Here is an 18,938-nt window from a genome sequence, read left to right as displayed (position 1 = left end):
TTTTTATACCACTAAATTATGAAATTGTTTTTGGATAATCATTTTATTGCTAAGATTAAAAACTGTCTTTTGGCAATAGTCGCTATACCTCTTTTTTATTGTTGTGCAACGCAAAATGCCCAATACGGAAAAAATGTAAGTGCTAACGAAACACAAAACGTAACGGATACTATAAAAATTGTCCATACTTTTTATTTAGTTGGAGATGCTGGCAATGCTGATGAAGAGCAGGCACAGCAAACACTGGAACTGTTGCATCAAAAACTTAAAAAGTCTAATAAAAAAGCAACCTTATTGTTTTTAGGAGACAACATCTATCCAAAAGGCTTTCCTAAAGACAACAATACTGCTGATATTGCTGAGGCAGAAAAAAAACTAACAAATCAATTAAAATTAAGTAAAGGATTTAAGGGGAAAACAATTGTGATTCCGGGAAATCACGATTGGTACAACGGAATCAAAGGACTGGAACGCCAAGCTGATTTTGTAACCAAATATTTAAATGATAAAAAAGCGTTTCTGCCTAGAAAATCCTGTCCAATTGAAGATGTAAAAATTGACAGCACTATAACATTAGTAACTATTGATAGTGAATGGTTTTTAGAAGACTGGGATAATCATCCAACAATTAATGATAATTGTGACATTAAAACCAGAGAAGATTTTTTTGATGAACTGGAAAATGTTTTAAATAAAAATCAGGAAAAAACAGTGGTGCTCGCCATTCATCATCCTTTGATGAGCAACGGAACGCATGGTGGTCAGTTTTCATTGGAAAAGCAGTTGTTTCCTTTAGAGAAAAAGATTCCGCTGCCGGTAATTGGGTCGTTTATAAATTTACTTAGAAAAACATCTGGTGCCAGTCCGCAGGATCTTCAAAATAAACAATATACTATTTATTCAAAACGAATAAAAACACTGCTCCAAAAGCAAAAAAATGTGATAGTTGTTTCTGGTCATGATCATAATCTGCAGTATATCAGTAAAGAAAATATTAAGCAGATTATTAGCGGTGCGGGTTCAAAATCTGAAGCTGCAAGGGCTATTAATTCAACTGATTTTTCATATGGCGGAAATGGTTATGCAACCCTGACTTTATATAAAAGTGGTGATGCTAAAGTGGCATTTTTTGGAAATGAAAATAATAAGGAAAAAATGCTTTTTGAACAAGAAATCATAAAAGCCAAGGAGTTCAACTGGGCTTCTAATGTTTCAAATAACTTTCCGCCAACTACCAAATCTTCAATCTATTCTTCTGAAATGACCGATAAAAGTTTATTTCATAAATTTTTGTTTGGTAAGCATTACAGAAAATATTACAGTATGCCAGTAGAAGCAAAAACAGCTACAATTGATACTTTAATGGGAGGGCTCAAACCTATTCGTGAAGGGGGAGGCCATCAGTCTGTTTCTTTAAGAATGTCAGACTCAAAAGGGAGGGAATATGTGATGCGCGGCATGAAAAAAAGTGCAACAGTTTTTTTACAATCTGTAGCTTTTAAAGATCAGTATGTTGTGAACGATTTCCAAAATACATATGCAGAGAATTTTTTACTTGATTTTTATACCACTTCTCATCCGTATTCTCCTTTTGTAACTGCCACTATGTCTGATCAGATAGGGCTTTCACATACCAATCCTGTTTTATATTATATTCCGAAACAGGAAGGCTTAAAAGAGTTTAATTCTAACTTTGGAGATCAGTTGTATATGGTCGAAGAACGTCCTGCAGATAATCATCTGGATGCTAAAAATTTTGGAAATCCATCAAATATTATCAGTACAGAGGATATGATGAAAAATCTTCACAAAGATGAAAAATACACTGTCGATGAAAAAGAATACATCAAAGCGCGGTTGTTTGATATACTGATTGGTGATTGGGACAGACACAGCGATCAATGGCGATGGGGCGAATATAAAAAGGGAGATAAAGTCATTTACAAACCAATTCCGCGTGATCGTGATCAGGCTTTTGCAAAATACGATGGGGCTTTGCTTTCTCTTTTAATGAATATTCCGGCGCTTCGGCATATGCGTACTTTCAAGGGAGATAAAATCAATGTAAAATGGCTTGGAAGAGAACCTTATCCAATGGATTTGGCTTTTCTGAGAACGACTGAAGAAAAAGACTGGATTGAACAGGCTAAATTTATTCAGGAAAATTTATCAGATGCTGATATTGATGCTGCTTTTAAAAACATGCCTAAAGAAGTTCAGGATGGAACAGTTGAAGATATCAAGAATAAATTAAAAAGGAGAAAAAAGGATCTACAGAAATATGCTTCTGAATATTCTGATGTATTAAGCCGTACGGTCATGATAGCAGGAACCGACAAAAAAGACAAATTTGTAATCAATCATAATGCTAAAAAGTCTATAGAGATACAGGTTTACAGAGTGAAAAAAGAAGGGGATGAGTTGGTTTACACCAAAACGGCAACTGATGCCAAAACTAAAAATCTGTGGATTTACGGTCTTGATGATAATGATGTTTTTCAGGTAATTGGAAACCAAAAGTCAAAAATTAAGATTCGTTTGATTGGCGGTCAAAACAACGATACTTATAATATCGAAAATGGTAAAAAAGTTATTGTGTATGATTTCAAATCAAAAGAGAACACTTATAACTTAGATTCCAAAACCAGAACCCAGCTTACAGATGATTATAATGTCAATTTGTATAATTATGAAAAGCCAAAGTATAATGTAATTGCCGGACTTCCAAATATTGGGTTTAATCCTGATGACGGTGTGAAAGTTGGTATCAATTTAAATTATACGGTTAATAATTTCAAGCAAAACCCATATACACAAAAACATATTTTTAATGGTTTTTATTATTTCGCAACCGGAGGCTTGGAATTTGATTATACGGCACATTTTCCCGGTTTGTTAGGGAAATGGGTAATTGATGTAGATGCTCAATATACAACGCCAAATTTTGCGATGAATTTTTTTGGATACGGAAATGAAACTGAAAACGATGATGATGACTTTGGAATGGACTATAACCGGGTTCGCATTAGAAAATTTAATGTTTCCGGTGCAATAAGGCATGTGGGGCGCTTTGGAAGCGAATTTAGCCTGCAGCCGATTTTTCAAAGAATGACGGTTGAAGAAACTGATGGCAGATTTATTGATGTTGCAGGAATAGTAAATCCGAAAGTATTTGACAATCAGAATTACGGCGGTTTAAAAGTGAAATATGTTTTTAAAAATGCTGATTTTGCGGCTAAGCCAACCTTAGGAATGTGTTTTATGATTTCAGGTATGTGGACGACAAACTTAACCGATACTGAGCAAAATTTTCCAACACTTGAAAGTATTTTAGGTTTCACACATAAAATTGATCATAACGGAAAATTTGTTTTGGCAACATCTTTAAAGGGTAAAGCCATTTTAAATAATAATTTTAACTTTTACCACGGAGCTTCTTTAGGAGGAGATTCTGATTTAAGAGGTTATAGAAATGAACGTTTTCTAGGGCATTCATACTTTTCTCAAAGTACAGATTTGAGGCTGAATATTGGTAAAATTCATCATACAGTTGCGCCTTTAACCTATGGGATTTTAGGTGGTTTTGATTACGGAAGAGTTTGGTTTGATGGAGAAAACTCTAAAAAATGGCATCAGGATTATGGAGGAGGACTATGGTTAAATGCTGTTAATGTTTTAACTGCCAGAATTTCCTATTTTCAATCACCAGATGAGCCTGGAAGAGTAGTTTTTGGAGCGGCTTATAGTTTTTAAGAGGATTAAAAAAGTTGTTAAGGTTTTATAAAAAATGAGATGTGAAAAATGGTAAGTACCATATCGCATCTCATTTTATATTAAAGAGACTATCTTAATTTAAATTCGTAAACATTACCGCCAATTTTATTTGTTTTTTCATCGGCAATTAATAAAGTATTATTGTCTTTAAAAACAACAGCTTCTTTTTGTGAAAAGTGGTTTAAGGCAATTTCTGTTTGAGAGCCTTTGTTAAAAGAATCACCGTTAAAATCTTTAAATAAAACAATTTTATCGTGACTTAATAACGCTATTTTTGTTCCGTCAGGATTAATCGTTGCGCTGGTTAAAACACAGTGATTGTAATTGTTACAAGTTTTAAATTCGCCTATTTTAACAGCTTTTTGAGTTCCGGGAGCATTTTTTATTTTATAAATAAAAGCAGTTCCGTCAAAACCTTTGCTTCGGTTTTTGGTAAAGAGATAAAAGTAATTTTGGTATTCAAAAAAACTTTCAACATCGTAGAATAGTTCTTTTTTCTTAGGCGGAAATTCTGTCTGTTCAGGATATGAAAAAGAAACTTTATATTCAGAAACTGCATTTTCTTTGCTTAACTCTGCTTTTGCTACTTTGTAAATACACAAATCCTGACGTTCATTATCATTATTACCAAAATCACCGATGTAAATGTTTTCCTCTTTGTCTTTTGTAATATCTTCCCAATCTACATTTTGGGCGTTTGTAATAGAGATAGTTTTCTCTAATTTTCCTTCTGAATTGATAGCGTAAATTTCATTTTTATTCCCACTGTCTTCCAAGGTGTAAATCATATTGGTTTCAGGAAAATAAGTAATACCGGATACTTCCTTTAACTTTTTTGGAAGTGAATAAAGCGTTTTCAAGTCAGTATTGGATTGTTGTTGACAAGCTAATAAAACTATAGAAATTCCAAACAAAAAAAACTTTTTCATAGATTGTATTTATTTTAAACCAAATTGGTGTTTTTAAAATTACGCGTTATAAATTCGAATGCGGCATGCATGATGTGTCCCATCGATTTGGCATTTTTAAAATTCATATCATTAGTATAACGGTACAATTCCATTTTTAGCTGATTTAAATGCTCTTCTGTAGATATGGTGTCGTGGCACATTATGTTCAGGAGTTTTTTAATTCTGTTTTCGGCAGAGTGAATACGTTTTGCTAAAATAGCCCGTTCTTCGTCTTTGTATTGAAAAATAGAACGTTCTTCAAGCTTTTCCTTGATCAGTTTTATCATTGGATAATTTTCCTTAAAAAACTGAGGGCGATATACCTTGAAATTTCCTTCATAACATTGCTGGTCAAAATCTATGGGACGAATTTTGTAGACTACCTGATCAAAATCATGAATAGGCACAATTACATAGTTGTAAGCACGCATGTCGCCTAAAAGCCTGATCATACACCGCTCGTTGAATTTTACAAACTCTTTTGCGATTTGTGATTTTTCAGTTTCGCTACAAGTGTCTAATAAGGTATCCATAAAAACATCACCCGGAATACCTATAATATGTTCTTCAATTAAGGTATCCCTGTAAACCAGAAAGTTGATTTTATCAGGCGATAAAATGTCTTCTAATTCTAGCCCGTAAATTCGGGATGCATCTGCTTTTTTAATGTAAAAATGAACATAATTGTCATTAAGAATATTTCGGACTTTTATTCGGAAAGGTTTCGAATTTCCAAAAGTACAATAATCAATTGCATCAACGTTTAAAAATTGAATAATCTCGCTGTTTCCGTCTGAATGTAAAAGAGAATAAATCTTCTTCAAATTGAGGTCGATTTCATTTCTTTCAAATTCATTATAATAAACCCTTATCCACAAGGTATCAATATCATTTTTGTCGTAAACATTAACAGAGCCTGAAAAGCGTAATAGGTCATCATAAAACACAGATACTTTCGAGATACGTTCGTATCGTTCTAAATAGCTTAAAAGTGATTGTGTTAAAGGGTAAGAAGGTTTTTTTAACAGCATTAAAGGCTCGCTCATTTTCAATATCTTTAATGCAAATTTACATTAATTTATATTTAGGAGTAACAAAAATCCAGTTGAAACGTCTTACTAAAAACTAAAACCGAAATAAATTTGGAAACCATACTTAGAATTGAGAATCTTCACAAAAGATATGGGCGAATTCAAGCCTTGAAAAATATATCTTTTGAAATACAAAAAGGACGCGTTTATGGTATTTTAGGCCCAAACGGAAGCGGAAAATCGACAACTTTAGGAATTGTTTTAAATGTTGTAAATCGAACATCAGGTAATTACAGTTGGTTTGGAGGTAAAATGCAGACTCATGAAGCGTTGAAAAAAGTAGGTGCAATAATAGAGCGCCCTAATTTTTATCCTTATATGACAGCAGAAGAAAACCTAAAGCTTGTTTGTAAAATAAAAAGTATTGATTATTCTAAAATCTATGAAAAGCTTGACTTAGTTGGTTTAACTGAAAGAAAGAATAGTAAGTTTAGTACTTTTTCATTAGGGATGAAGCAGCGTCTGGCTATTGCTTCGGCACTTTTAAACGATCCGGAAATTTTAATTTTAGATGAGCCCACAAATGGTTTAGATCCACAGGGAATTCATCAGATTCGGGATATTATTAAAAAAATTGCTTCACAGGGAACCACTATTTTACTGGCTTCGCATTTATTGGATGAAGTTGAAAAAGTTTGTTCGCATGTGGTTGTTTTGCGAAAAGGGGAGATGCTATATTCAGGATCTGTTGACGGAATGTCTGCAAATGAAGGTTTCTTTGAAATTCAGTCTGAGAATAATGAAGCTTTGAAGATTATTTTGAATGAGCATCCTGCAATTGACAGAATAACTGAAGAGGAGGGTAAATTTTTGGTTTACTTAAAATCAGAATTATCTGCTTCCGAGTTAAATAGATTTCTATTTTCAAAAAATATTGCATTGAGCCATTTGGTGAAACGCAAAAATAGTTTAGAAGCCCAATTTTTAGAATTAACAAAAAACGCCAGCGTTCAAAACAACTAACCATGAACAGACTTATCTCTATAGAATTACAAAAAATCTGGAAAAACAAAGCCAGTAAAGTGCTGACATTAATTTATTTTATTCTGCTTTCATTTATAGCATTAATTGCTTCAATAAAATTCGATATTGGCTTTTTAAAATTTCACTTTGCCGAAATGGGAATTTTTAACTTTCCATTTATTTGGCATTTTAACACCTATATAGCTGCCTGGCTGAAATTTTTTCTCGCAATTGTAATTGTTTCTATGATGGCAAATGAATATAGTTATGGTACTTTAAAACAAAACCTGATTGACGGTTTAAGTAAAAAAGAATTTGTTTTGTCAAAATTCTTAACCGTTATGGTTTTTGCTTTCTGTTCAACAATTTTTGTTTTTATAATGACCTTGATTTTAGGATTATGTTTTTCATCCTATACTGAGTTTGGAATTGTCTTCACAGATTTAGATTATCTGTTGGCGTTTTTTGTAAAACTTACCGGTTTCTTTTCTTTCTGTTTGTTTCTTGGGATTTTAGTAAAGCGTTCTGCCTTTGCATTAGGATTTCTTTTGGTTTGGAGTATTTTAGAAGGAATTATAAAAGGTATTTTAGTGTTTCAAATATTTCCAGAAAGCACTAAAGGTTATACTATTACGCAGTTTCTGCCTTTAGAGGCCATGTCAAATTTGATTTTACTTCCGTTCCCTAGATTATCAATGATAAAAAATATTCAGAATCAAATAGGTTACGAGAATAATATTGATTACAGTGTTAATTATTTTTCAATTTTAATCGTTTTAATCTGGACATTTTTATTTGTTTATTTTTCATATAAAATATTAAAAAACAGAGATTTGTAATTGTTTTGTCACGAGGTTTCAATTTCAGTTTCGCATAGAAAAATAATTGTATTTAAAAAAAAAACATTTCTATAAAAATTTAATTATTATTCAATTCTTACAGGGGTAAAGTCTACTAAACTTGAGGTTGTGAAGCTAAAATAATTTTTATTGAAAAGATCTTATTGAAATTTATTAATTCCAATAAGGAATATCTTTAAAAAAAAGAATCCCAAATTCCATTAAGTTAGGAATTTGGGATTTTTAATATTGAAATTTAAAAGATTAGAATTTAAATCTTTTTCTATCAGTTTCTGTCAAATAGATTTTTCTTAAACGAATAGATTTTGGAGTAACCTCTACATATTCATCTTTTTGAATATATTCTAAAGCTTCCTCTAATGAGAAAATGATTGGCGGGATAATTCTCGCTTTTTCATCAGCACCAGACGAACGAACGTTAGATTGTTTTTTCTCTTTCGTTACGTTTACACACATATCATCACCACGAGAGTTTTCTCCAATTACCTGACCTTCATAGATTTCAGCATTTGGTTCAACGAAAAACTTACCACGATCCTGTAATTTATCAATAGAATAAGGAATAGCTTTTCCTTTTTCCATCGAAATCAAAGAACCTTTGTTACGTCCAGCGATTTCACCTTTGTAAGGCTCATATCCAATGAAACGGTGTGACATAATAGCTTCACCAGCAGTAGCAGTAAGTAACTGATTACGTAATCCAATAATTCCACGAGATGGAATATTAAATTTAATAATCATACGCTCACCTTTAGTTTCCATACTTAGCATTTCACCTTTACGAAGTGTAACGAATTCAACTGCTCTTCCAGAAAGATTTTCTGGTAAGTCGATTGTTAATTCTTCAATTGGCTCACATTTTTTACCATCGATTTCTTTGATGATAACTTGTGGCTGACCAATTTGAAGCTCGTAACCTTCTCTTCTCATTGTTTCAATAAGAACAGATAAGTGAAGTACACCACGACCAAAAACCATGAATTTATCTGCAGAATCAGTTTCACCTAACTTCATCGCTAAGTTTTTCTCTAATTCTTTTGTCAAACGCTCTCTAATATGACGAGAAGTTACAAACTTACCCTCTTTACCAAAGAAAGGAGAGTCATTGATGGTAAATAACATACTCATTGTAGGCTCATCGATAGCAATAGATGCTAATCCTTCAGGATTTTCGTGATCAGATATTGTATCTCCAATTTCAAAACCTTCAATACCTACAACAGCACAAATATCTCCAGCAATTACTTCTGTAACTTTTTTACGGCCAAGACCTTCAAAAGTATGTAATTCTTTAATTCTTGATTTTGTTACAGTACCGTCTCTTTTTACCAAAGATATTGGCATACCTTCTTTTAAGATACCTCTTTCTAAACGACCAATAGCGATACGACCTGTAAATGCAGAGAAATCTAAAGAAGTAATCAACATTTGTGGTGTTCCTTCAGAAACTTTAGGAGCTGGTACATTGTCAACAACCATATCCAATAATGCTTCAACATTATCAGTTACGTTTTCCCAATGATCAGACATCCAGTTGTTCTTAGCAGAACCATAAACTGTCGGGAAATCCAACTGCCATTCTTCAGCACCTAATTCAAACATTAAGTCAAAAACTTTTTCGTGAACTTCTTCAGGCGTACAGTTTTCTTTATCAACTTTATTAATAACTACACAAGGCTTAAGACCTAAATCAATCGCTTTTTGTAATACGAAACGAGTTTGTGGCATCGGACCTTCAAAAGCATCCACTAGCAAACATACACCATCGGCCATGTTAAGTACACGTTCTACTTCACCTCCAAAATCGGCGTGACCTGGAGTGTCAATAATATTGATTTTCGTTCCTTTATATTGAACAGATACGTTTTTTGAAGTAATTGTAATACCTCTTTCACGCTCCAAATCGTTATTATCAAGAATTAAATCACCTGTGTTTTCGTTTTCACGAAATAATTGACAGTGATACATAATTTTATCAACCAAAGTGGTTTTACCGTGATCGACGTGGGCAATAATTGCAATGTTTCTAATAGATTCCATCTGTGATTTTTAATGGGTGCAAAGGTACACTTTATTTTGATATAAAAAACGTTTTGAAGATAGTTTACGTAATGCCAACGAATTAGTTTAATGAATGCTTAAAAATTCTATAGCTTTAAAAGTATTTCAATTTGGTTAATTTTCCTATATTTGAGTGATGAAAAGTAAATCCAAACAAATTATACTGATCTACATTATCTTTTCGTTATTTATGGCAATCCTATGCCATAAATTTCTAGTTTGCTATGCTTTAAAAACAGAATTCTTTTATTTTAGTTTTGTAAAGGATGTTGCTTTTATATTTTTTACCGGTCTGATTTTTAATTATATTTTATCGAAAAATGAAAGTAGAAATATTGCTATTTTGAAAAAAATGCAGTCTGCTAATGAAGAAATCAAGAAATCTAATGAGAAGTATGACATCGTTGCAAAAGCCACCAGTGATACCATATGGGACTGGAGGATTCCGGAAGATTACATTACCTGGAATAAAGGAATCGAAAATGTTTTTGGATATAAACAGGAAGAAGTAGGAATGACTTCGAAATGGTGGTTTGATAAAATTCATCCTGAAGATACTATAAAAATGTCTGTCAGATTATATTCGTTTATTGAACTTAAAACTGAAAAATGGCAAGATCAATACCGTTTTAGATGTGCCGATGGTACTTACAAATACGTTTTGGACAGAGGCTTTCTTTTAAAAGACGATAATGGTAAAGGTATAAGAATGATTGGAGCTATTCAGGATATTACAAAACAAAAAGAAGAAGAGCAAAGGCTTAAACTGTTAGAAACAGTGATTACGCAATCTAAAGATTCTATTTTGATTACCGAAGCAAATTCTACAGATGGTAAAATTCCTAGAATTGTGTACGTAAACCCTGCTTTCACTAAAATGTCAGGATATGAATCTGATGAAATTTTAGGGCAGTCGCCAAATGTTTTTAAAGGTCCTAATTCTGATTCTGAGGCCTTAAAAAAAGTACTAAAAGCGATCAAAGAAGAACGGGAATGTTTAATAGAAACAATAAGTTACAGTAAAAACAAAAGAGAATATTGGGTTCGTTTTTCGATGATTCCAATTTTTACTGTTGAAGGCGTATTGTCTCATTGGATATCTATTCAACAGGATATTACTGAAGAAAGAAAATTAGAAACTGAAAAAGAGCAATTAATCCGCGAATTGACTCAAAATAATAAGGATTTAAAACAGTTTTCTTATATCACGTCACATAATCTAAGAGCTCCGTTATCTAATTTGATGGGGTTGTTAAACTTAATAGAGGATATTCCTGTTGAAAATCCTGAGCTAGAGGAAATATTGGGTGGTTTTTATAAGTCGACACACCTCCTTAACGAAACGATTAATGATTTAGTAAAAGTGATCATTATAAAAGATAATCCTTCGATGCAAAAAGAGATGGTTTCTTTGAGTGAAGTTTTTGAAAATGTATTTGGTCAGTTATCCTTTCAAATAGAAGCACATAAGCCAATAATAAAACTTAAATTAGATAAAGTTCCTTTACTTAACACCAATAAGGCATATATTGAAAGTATATTGCTAAATTTGCTTACTAATTCCATAAAATATAAATCTGAGAATAGAAAATTAAAAATTTCTATAACAGCTGAAGAGATTGATCAAAGAGTTTTTTTGACTTTTACAGATAATGGAATCGGAATTGATTTAGAAAGAAATGGTGATAAAGTTTTTGGACTCTATCAAAGGTTTCATAATTATCCCGATAGTAAAGGTCTTGGTTTGTATCTTGTAAAATCTCAAGTTGAAACTATGGGAGGAACAATTAGTGTTGAAAGCGAGGTAAACAAAGGAACCTCATTTATCATATCATTTAAAAAATAAGTTATGTTGGAACAAATTTTATGTATTGATGACGATCCTATTACATTGATGCTGTCTAAAAAGGTGATTTCAAAGGCAGGTTTTTCTGACTTGATCAGTACGGCTCAAAATGGCGAAGAAGCGTTGTCATTTTTTAATACATTAAAGTACAGTAAAGATCAACCAGTAAAAATACCGCAATTAATTTTTCTCGATTTAAATATGCCGATCATGGGGGGCTGGGAGTTCTTAGATCATTTTACCACTTCTGATTACGATGAATTTAATTCGGTAAATGTTATAGTTTTGTCCTCTACAATTAATCCTGAAGATTTAGCAAAAGCAAAAAAATATCCTATCATTATTGATTTTCTCTCCAAGCCTATAACATTACAAATGCTTGAATATCTGAAAAATAAAATTGAACTATAAAAAAACGGCAATTACATTATAATTGCCGTTTTTTATTTTAAGTAAGTAAATAGAAAATGAATAGCTTCTTAGCTTTTTTCTTCTTTATTGAAATATACTAAGTAGTAATACATTTGTTTTTCTTCATCCCAGCCTTTTTCAACAAATTTTTCAGCGCTTTCAGGGTTGATAAAATCCATTTTAATCTGAATGTGAGTATCCAGATTAATTACATTTTTAATCGATTTTCTGGCGTCAGAAACAGCTGAATTGGCAATAGGGAACGAGGTTACATCCTCGATGCTGTATTTTTCTCCTTTATCAACTTTATAGTTTTTAAATTCAGGAATTAAATCAGGATTGTCCAGTACTTCATTCAGGAAATTTTGCTCTTCAAACTGATCATTTTTAGCAAAATAATTCACAGAGCGGTTCATGAACATAACTTCTTCTTTTTTATCTTCTGCCGGTAAAACCACGTCTTTTGCAAAGTTTTGACAGAATTTTAAATATTTTTTGGTAATGAAATTTTCATCTTCAAAAGCATCAACAGATAAAAAATGCTCTAACCAGTAACGTGCATCATAGCGGTTACTGTCGACAGTGAGGATTTTGTATCCTTCTTCTTTTTTATAGTTAAAGATCAAACATCCTTTATCTAATTTGCTTAGGTTGATTCCCTGTTGTAAAATCATTTCAAGATTACTGTCTTTTTCTTCAAACTGTAAAAAGTCGGCTTGCAGCTCGCTTTTAAAAATCCCAATAGCATCAACCACATTATTATCAATACTTAAGTTTGTTAAATACGTCACATAAACCTCTCCATTTTTAATGTGCGGATGATTGGACTGTTCGAATAAATGTGTAGTAATTTTTTTTGAAATCTCCTGTAAATTAGCCGGATTGTTAAAAATCTCAGTAGCATATTTAAACATGTCGTTATAATCCAGATCGACTTCGTGTGCAAACTGATAATAGTTTTCTTCTTTCTCTCTAAAAGGCTTAAAAAAGTACTCTTTTATCAAAGGCACAATTTCATCATTTAAATTAAAAGGCTGTTCCGATAAAAAAATCGCTTCGTTACGGCTTTTGTTTCCTACGCGGTGTATCGCAAGAGTCTCGATGTGGGTGTTGAATAAGTTGATCATATATTTTAGGTTCAGAGTTGCAGAGGTTCAAAGGCACAAAGGTTTATTTTCTGTCTTTTATTTTTCTGATAAAAGAACTTAACATTCGCTCTATTTCTCTACTTTCTCCATTTGTTTTATTGAATTGACTCTCTGTTATATATTTTAAATTGAATGAAATTTCTAGTTGAGTCTGCATTTCGAATAATGATGAAATTGAAATATTAAGGAGTCTCAAATAATCATTATTTCCATCTCTTCCATATCCTTCAGCAATATTGCTCGGTATTGATATGGAACATCTTCTAATTTGTGAAGATAGTCCATAAATTTCTTCTTTCGGAAATGAATGTGTTAATTGGTAAATTTCGGTAACTAGGTTTATTGATTTCTGCCAAATCAAAAGTTCTCTAAATGTCTTCATATTTTGTATTTAAAAAAAATAAATACAAAAATAAAAATATTCTTACATATCTGACTAAGATTTCTTTTTAAGAAAAAACTTTTAAACTTTGCTCCTCTGAACCTTTGCCCCTAAAAAAAAACTAATTCCAATTCTCCTCAAATCCAAAATCTTCAAAGCTGTCGTCGCCTTCAAACATGTCAAGATCGTCTTCGTCTAAATCGTCTTCAAATTCTCCGTAAATATCGTCATGTATATCGGCTTCGAAGTTTTTTTCTCCGGCTTCATCCGGCATTTCTCCGTGTGAAAATAATGTTTCAGGATAAATAGCCCCAACAGATTCTTCTTCTATCGCAGCCAATTCAACTAAGAAAGTCCACATACTGATGAAATCGTAAACATAGATAATTTTAGTGTTTTCTTTGTCTAAGATACTAGATAATGGATAATCATTCATAGTTCTTATTTCGCCTGGAATATCTCCGGTATCAAAAAGTGGAATTTCATCCTCCTGATTCCAGGTGTCGTCGCAAGTGTAAAACGAAGCTACTTCTGATCCGTCAAAACCAAAAGCGTTGAAGATTGCATTGTGTAAATCTTCAAGTGTGTCGTCTTCAAGAATTGCGATGTCTCTGAATATATCTTCTTCGGCGTCCAGGATTACTCTAAATTTATAAACCATAATCTTTGTTTTTATTGAGACGTCAAAGGTAAAATATAAAAAACGAAATACGAATTAGGAATAACGATTTGTTGAAAAGATTTTTAATTGTCAGTCTGAGTTGAGGTAAAATTCTAAAACTTAATTAGTACGACTTTGATTCCATTCAGGATGACATTAGTAAAAAGAAGATTCTATTTTCTGCTTAATCTTTTTCTAATTTTATGATAATGTTTATGATATGTGCTATGACTGGGATAAATTCTGCTCGAAGTCATATTATTGAAGATTAAAGCTGTAAAAAGCAAAATCAAAACACCAATTAATACGGGAGAAAGTACATACATATACCCCAGATCTTTTATTTTGTCAGAACCAATAACAGCAATAAGAGCTGTTGCGCCTCCGGGCGGATGCAAAGTTTTAGTAATCTGCATTAAAATTATAGCAAGTGAAACAGCCAATGGCGCAGCAATCCAGATAATATCCGGAGTAAATTTATGAACAGTAACACCAATAAATGCTGAGACTAAATGACCGCCAACAAGATTCCGGGGCTGAGAAAACGGGCTCTGAATAATTCCGTAAACAAGCACACTCGATGCTCCAAATGAACCAATTAAATAAACAGCATCATTTCCTGAAAAATGTATTGACTGAATGTAAGCGAGGATTCCAATACCTGCAAATGAGCCTAAAAAAGACCAAAAGTGTTCTTTGTAATCAATTAAAGTTTCTTTGTAAAGAATGTAACGTGTTTTGCGATATCCTCTTTTTATTTTTTGAACAGGCATTTTGTAATTTTGTTTTGCTGTAATTGATTTTTCGTTATGTTTTTAAATATACTTTGCTGTAGGTTATTTAATCCTGAAGATTCTGTTAATCGACAGATTATTAGCTTGAAATTATTTTATTAAACCTGGAGAATAGCTATACACCGTATAAGGATAAATCATTTTTGCAGTGTATTTAGAAATTAAACAAACCACCAGAATTGGAAAAAATAAGGTGTAATCGTTTGTAAGTCCGCATACTAAAAATATAGCCGTAAAAGGTGCGTGGATACTGGCGCTTAATACGGCAGCCATTCCGATAATCATAAAGTTAACCGGAATTACATGGATCTGAAAAAAAGTATTTAAAACGGAAGCCAGTAATAATCCTAAAAAAGCCCCGATAAAAAGGCTTGGTGCAAAAACACCTCCGTCTCCTCCAGAAGCTAACGTAATAGAAGTAACAATTGGTTTAAGAAACAATATGCCAATAAAAGTTAAGGCTAAAGAGAATGTCATTATTTGGTTTGGAGCAATAAAGCTGGTTTTAATAGCATGATACCCTTCACCATATAATTGCGGAAAAATAAAGAGCGAAATACTTAAAACTACTGATCCTATGATGATTTTGTAGTAATGGGTATCGATTTTTCCAAATTGAGATTTAAAAAACAAAACACAGCGAGTCAGATAAACTGAATTCATTCCGGCCAAAATTCCTAAAAGAATAAAATACGGAATGGCTTTTAAATGCCAGGTTGTGATTGAAATCGCAAACAAAGGTTCTTCTTTTAGAATAGAAAGTAATCCAAAAGCAATTGATACTGCTATAATATTTGATATAATAAATGCTCTGGTTACTTTTCTTGAAATAACTTCAAGGGCAAATAAAATTCCGGCAATCGGACTACTAAAAAGTGCCGTAACTCCCGCAGCAACACCAGCACAAATTAATTCGGTTTTATATTGACGGAAAACATTTTCTTTTTCGTGTGCAACTGAACCAATAGTCGCGGTAGCCACAACAGTAGAAACTTCGATTCCGGTTGAGCCTCCAAAAATGACAGTTAATAATCCGTTGATGAAGTGAGAAGGAATTTTATAAGAAGGCAAATTTTTTGATTTTGAGCCTGTACTCTCAAAAACTTCCTTGATTCCTTTGTTTTCTTTTTTCTTAAAAAGATATTGTCTTAGAAAATAAATTACAGATAATCCAAAAACGGGAAATACAATATAAAAGACTGGATTTACCGATACTTCATGAAAAAATATTTCTTCGTAATACTCGGTTATTTTTTTAAGTGAAATCCCGAGAAAAGCAGAAAGAAAGCCGATTAAGATAGAAACAATAACTAATTTTCGGAATTTAATAAATTGATGATTTTTCTTGATTTGCGCCGTTTTGTTCATCAGTAAGTAAATTTGTAAACCACAATATTTTTATGTGGATTACAAAATTAGATAATCATATTCGGTTTTTAATAAAAAATACTCAGTATATTATGTTAAAATTACGAATATAAGAAAAATCTTTCAGTATGCTTTTGATAGCATGTCGATGAAATATCTTACAGAAAATAATTACCATAAAGGTTATTATCTTTCATAGAATTCTATTGGTAATAAATCAGGATCGGCGATAAAAGTAAATCGCTTTTCAGTCGTTTCATCAATTCTTATTGGTTCTGATATTATATTTTTTGTATTTAAAAAAGCAATAGTTTCATCTAAATTAATCACTTCAAAAGCGAGATGACGTAAACCCACAGCTTCTGGTCTTGAAGGTCTTTTGGGTGGATTTGGAAACGAAAATAATTCGATAATGTAAGTTTCGTTTAAGGCTAAATCGAGTTTATAAGACTGACGTTCCTCTCGGTATATTTCTCTGATAATGGTTAATCCCAAAACCTCAGTATAAAAAGTTTTAGATTTTTGATAATCAGAGCATAAAATAGCAATATGGTGAACTTTATTTAAGCTAAGCATTATATATTTGATTCAGATTCCTGATTTAATTTACGAATTACTTTCGCGGGGTTTCCAACAGCTAACGAGTTGTCAGGAATATCTTTTGTAACGACAGATCCTGCACCAATAACAGATCCTTTGCCAATTGTAACACCTGGACAAATTACAGAGTTTCCGCCAATCCAGCAATCGTCTCCAATTGTAATCGGATAAGCATTTTCCAATGTTTTTCGTAATTCAGCGTCAAGCGGATGAGATGCCGTATAAATCTGAACATTTGGGGCAATAAAAACGTTTGAACCAATAGTTACAGGTGCGCAATCCAAAACAACGCAATTTACATTAAAATAGACATTGTCGCCGGCAATAATATTATAGCCGTAATCGCAATGAAAAGGTGGTTCAATGTAAAAGCCTGGTCCGGCATTTGGAATTAATGCTGCTAAAATTTCTTTTGCTTTTTTGGTAACGCGGTATTCTTTTACATTCAGATTATGAAGTAAGATTTTTGCAGCACGACGGTCCTTTACTAATTCGGGATCAAAAGCGTTGTAATATTCACCGCTTATCATTTTTTCTTTTTCTGTCTTCATATAATTTTTCAGATGAGTGTAATAATTTGTCTTTATTTAATGTTATTCTTTTTCAGGATTTCATCAAGGGCTTCGCTTCCCCAATTTTCATTCATGTTTTTGTTTTTCTTTCTCGTTTCCAGTATTCGGTTGTTGATCAATTTATCTTTAAAAGAAATTAATGTTTCTACAATTGCAAGATACACATAAGCATTGTCTGTTGTTTTTAATCGTTTAAAAAGGGTTTCATTAAAATAAGGATCTTTAAAAGAGGTTATTTTTTTACAATACATTTCAAGATCAGCAACAGAAGCGTTTGTGATTTTATCTTTGATTATGTGATATCCTGTCACTTTATCATTCAATAAGATAAAATTAAGCATTGTTTCTTCTAAATTTTCAGAAAACATTTTTTGCTCTATTTTAGGTGTAACTTGTATGTTTTTAATTTGATACGCTGACAGCAGCTCTTTTTTACTTAATTCAAGTGTTTTGGCACCATTTATAGATAAAAGATATTGAAAACCTTCAAGAGTAATTATATCTTCATTTTTCCATATATTCCAAAGTAAATCATCGTAAAGTTTGCATTTGTTTGCCAAAATAGATTCATAAACAAATTTTATATGATATTCTTTAATATTCTGATGCTGAACTTTTGTAAACGGAACTTTTAGCAATTCTACTGCTTTTTGATTTTTATAAGATGCAATTGCCTTGTACAATTCTAACCATTCACCAGAGAAATGATCATTATCTAAAGTTTGGTAAAGATTTTTCTCTAAAAAAGAAATAAATCGCGAATCTGGAAAATTTTGAATGGCTTGATAAGTAGAGTAATAACCGCTTTCTGCGTCTTCATCTTTAGCCTTATTTTTAAGAATTAGTTCAATATCATTTGGATTTTTATATTTAGATAGAGTAACTAAAGCACTTTGATTGTGATTTTTTATTACCAGATTTCTGACCTTAGGATATAAATATTCAGTTGGAACTGCATTTTCGATTGCTTCATATCCTGCATAAAGATTGTTTTTTTTGTAAATCAAAAGACTGTCTAATTGATTAAACTCAGCTTGACTTAATTTTTTAATCTCAGAATCCTCATATTTTGGATTAACCAGATTAATAAAAAAATCACCTACTTTTTCTGTAGACTTAATACATCCAAATTGAGTTTCTACCTGAGTATTGTCATTAATATGATTTTTTACGATTGAAAACAAATTTGCATTTTTATCCAATGCCAAAGCCCAGAAAGAATAACATCTTACGACTCCATTAGAATGATTTGTGAGTAGTAAAAGTTCCTCTTTTGATACATTCTTTTTTAATTCTTCAAAATTTTCATATTGTTCGGGTTTAATTCCGGCAACACCTACTGCAGAGCCCATTACAATATTTTCTTTTTCTATTTTTTGAACTATTAAATTGGTTTCATTTGATATTTTAGTAGAGTTTTTTTCTGAACAACTCAATGTAACAAGTAATATCATTAC

16 protein-coding genes are annotated in these 18,938 nt (G+C 31.9%); 5 read left to right on the top strand and 11 right to left on the bottom strand.

The window, feature by feature from the left end; all coding sequences use genetic code 11:
* Positions 1–18: 18 nt before the first annotated feature.
* Positions 19–3,753, top strand: coding sequence for a metallophosphoesterase (locus JE46_RS16460; RefSeq protein WP_031456378.1), 3,735 nt, complete (start codon positions 19–21; stop codon positions 3,751–3,753).
* An 89-nt stretch (positions 3,754–3,842) separates the two neighbouring features.
* Here JE46_RS16460 and JE46_RS16455 read toward each other — a convergent pair whose 3' ends face one another.
* On the bottom strand, positions 3,843–4,703 hold the full coding sequence (locus JE46_RS16455) for an SdiA-regulated/phytase-like domain-containing protein (RefSeq protein WP_031456377.1): 861 nt from the start codon (positions 4,701–4,703) through the stop codon (positions 3,843–3,845).
* Between the two features lie 14 nt (positions 4,704–4,717).
* Positions 4,718–5,770 (bottom strand): hypothetical protein, encoded by a 1,053-nt coding sequence (locus JE46_RS16450; RefSeq protein ID WP_031456376.1) that lies wholly within the window; start codon positions 5,768–5,770, stop codon positions 4,718–4,720.
* Positions 5,771–5,866: 96 nt separating this feature from the next.
* Between JE46_RS16450 and JE46_RS16445 the strand changes: the two genes are divergently transcribed.
* A complete protein-coding gene (locus tag JE46_RS16445; RefSeq protein ID WP_031456375.1) occupies positions 5,867–6,778 on the top strand; it encodes an ABC transporter ATP-binding protein in 912 nt (303 codons plus the stop codon).
* Positions 6,779–6,780: 2 nt separating this feature from the next.
* Positions 6,781–7,617, top strand: a complete 837-nt coding sequence (locus JE46_RS16440; protein ID WP_031456374.1) for an ABC transporter permease — start codon at positions 6,781–6,783, stop codon at positions 7,615–7,617.
* A gap of 264 nt (positions 7,618–7,881) precedes the next feature.
* Here JE46_RS16440 and typA read toward each other — a convergent pair whose 3' ends face one another.
* The gene (gene typA / locus JE46_RS16435; RefSeq protein ID WP_031456373.1) at positions 7,882–9,678 is read right to left on the bottom strand and encodes a translational GTPase TypA; all 1,797 of its coding nucleotides are present in this window, start codon (positions 9,676–9,678) and stop codon (positions 7,882–7,884) included.
* Positions 9,679–10,051: 373 nt separating this feature from the next.
* Between typA and JE46_RS16430 the strand changes: the two genes are divergently transcribed.
* Positions 10,052–11,545, top strand: coding sequence for a PAS domain-containing sensor histidine kinase (locus JE46_RS16430; RefSeq protein ID WP_223255450.1), 1,494 nt, complete (start codon positions 10,052–10,054; stop codon positions 11,543–11,545).
* Positions 11,546–11,548: 3 nt separating this feature from the next.
* Positions 11,549–11,956 carry a response regulator gene (locus JE46_RS16425; protein ID WP_031456371.1) on the top strand — a complete coding sequence of 136 codons (408 nt, stop codon included), beginning with the start codon at positions 11,549–11,551 and terminating at the stop codon, positions 11,954–11,956.
* Between the two features lie 68 nt (positions 11,957–12,024).
* Here the strand turns inward: JE46_RS16425 and JE46_RS16420 are convergent, their stop codons facing one another.
* From JE46_RS16420 to JE46_RS16385, 8 genes are all read right to left on the bottom strand, one after another.
* Positions 12,025–13,083 (bottom strand): nucleoid-associated protein, encoded by a 1,059-nt coding sequence (locus JE46_RS16420; RefSeq protein WP_031456370.1) that lies wholly within the window; start codon positions 13,081–13,083, stop codon positions 12,025–12,027.
* A gap of 43 nt (positions 13,084–13,126) precedes the next feature.
* Complete coding sequence (locus tag JE46_RS16415; RefSeq protein ID WP_031456369.1) at positions 13,127–13,486, bottom strand: four helix bundle protein; 360 nt, start codon at positions 13,484–13,486, stop codon at positions 13,127–13,129.
* Between the two features lie 121 nt (positions 13,487–13,607).
* Entirely contained in the window at positions 13,608–14,147 is a 540-nt protein-coding gene (locus JE46_RS16410; protein ID WP_031456368.1) for an IS1096 element passenger TnpR family protein, read from the bottom strand.
* Between the two features lie 173 nt (positions 14,148–14,320).
* Positions 14,321–14,920, bottom strand: a complete 600-nt coding sequence (locus JE46_RS16405) for an HPP family protein (RefSeq protein WP_031456367.1) — start codon at positions 14,918–14,920, stop codon at positions 14,321–14,323.
* 111 nt (positions 14,921–15,031) lie between these two features.
* Entirely contained in the window at positions 15,032–16,309 is a 1,278-nt protein-coding gene (locus JE46_RS16400; protein WP_031456366.1) for a chloride channel protein, read from the bottom strand.
* Between the two features lie 186 nt (positions 16,310–16,495).
* Positions 16,496–16,885 carry an SMU1112c/YaeR family gloxylase I-like metalloprotein gene (gene gloA2 / locus JE46_RS16395; RefSeq protein ID WP_031456365.1) on the bottom strand — a complete coding sequence of 130 codons (390 nt, stop codon included), beginning with the start codon at positions 16,883–16,885 and terminating at the stop codon, positions 16,496–16,498.
* Positions 16,885–17,460 (bottom strand): sugar O-acetyltransferase, encoded by a 576-nt coding sequence (locus tag JE46_RS16390; RefSeq protein WP_031456364.1) that lies wholly within the window; start codon positions 17,458–17,460, stop codon positions 16,885–16,887. The genes gloA2 and JE46_RS16390 overlap by 1 nt, the downstream gene beginning before the upstream one ends.
* A 32-nt stretch (positions 17,461–17,492) precedes the next feature.
* Positions 17,493–18,935, bottom strand: a complete 1,443-nt coding sequence (locus JE46_RS16385; protein WP_157505936.1) for a hypothetical protein — start codon at positions 18,933–18,935, stop codon at positions 17,493–17,495.
* Positions 18,936–18,938: the final 3 nt, after the last annotated feature.

The sequence above is a fragment of the Flavobacterium chungangense LMG 26729 genome (assembly GCF_000735715.2).
GTDB lineage: Bacteria > Bacteroidota > Bacteroidia > Flavobacteriales > Flavobacteriaceae > Flavobacterium > Flavobacterium chungangense.
The sequence above is the reverse complement of the archived record's forward strand: the minus strand, read 5'-3'. Positions and strand labels throughout refer to the sequence as shown.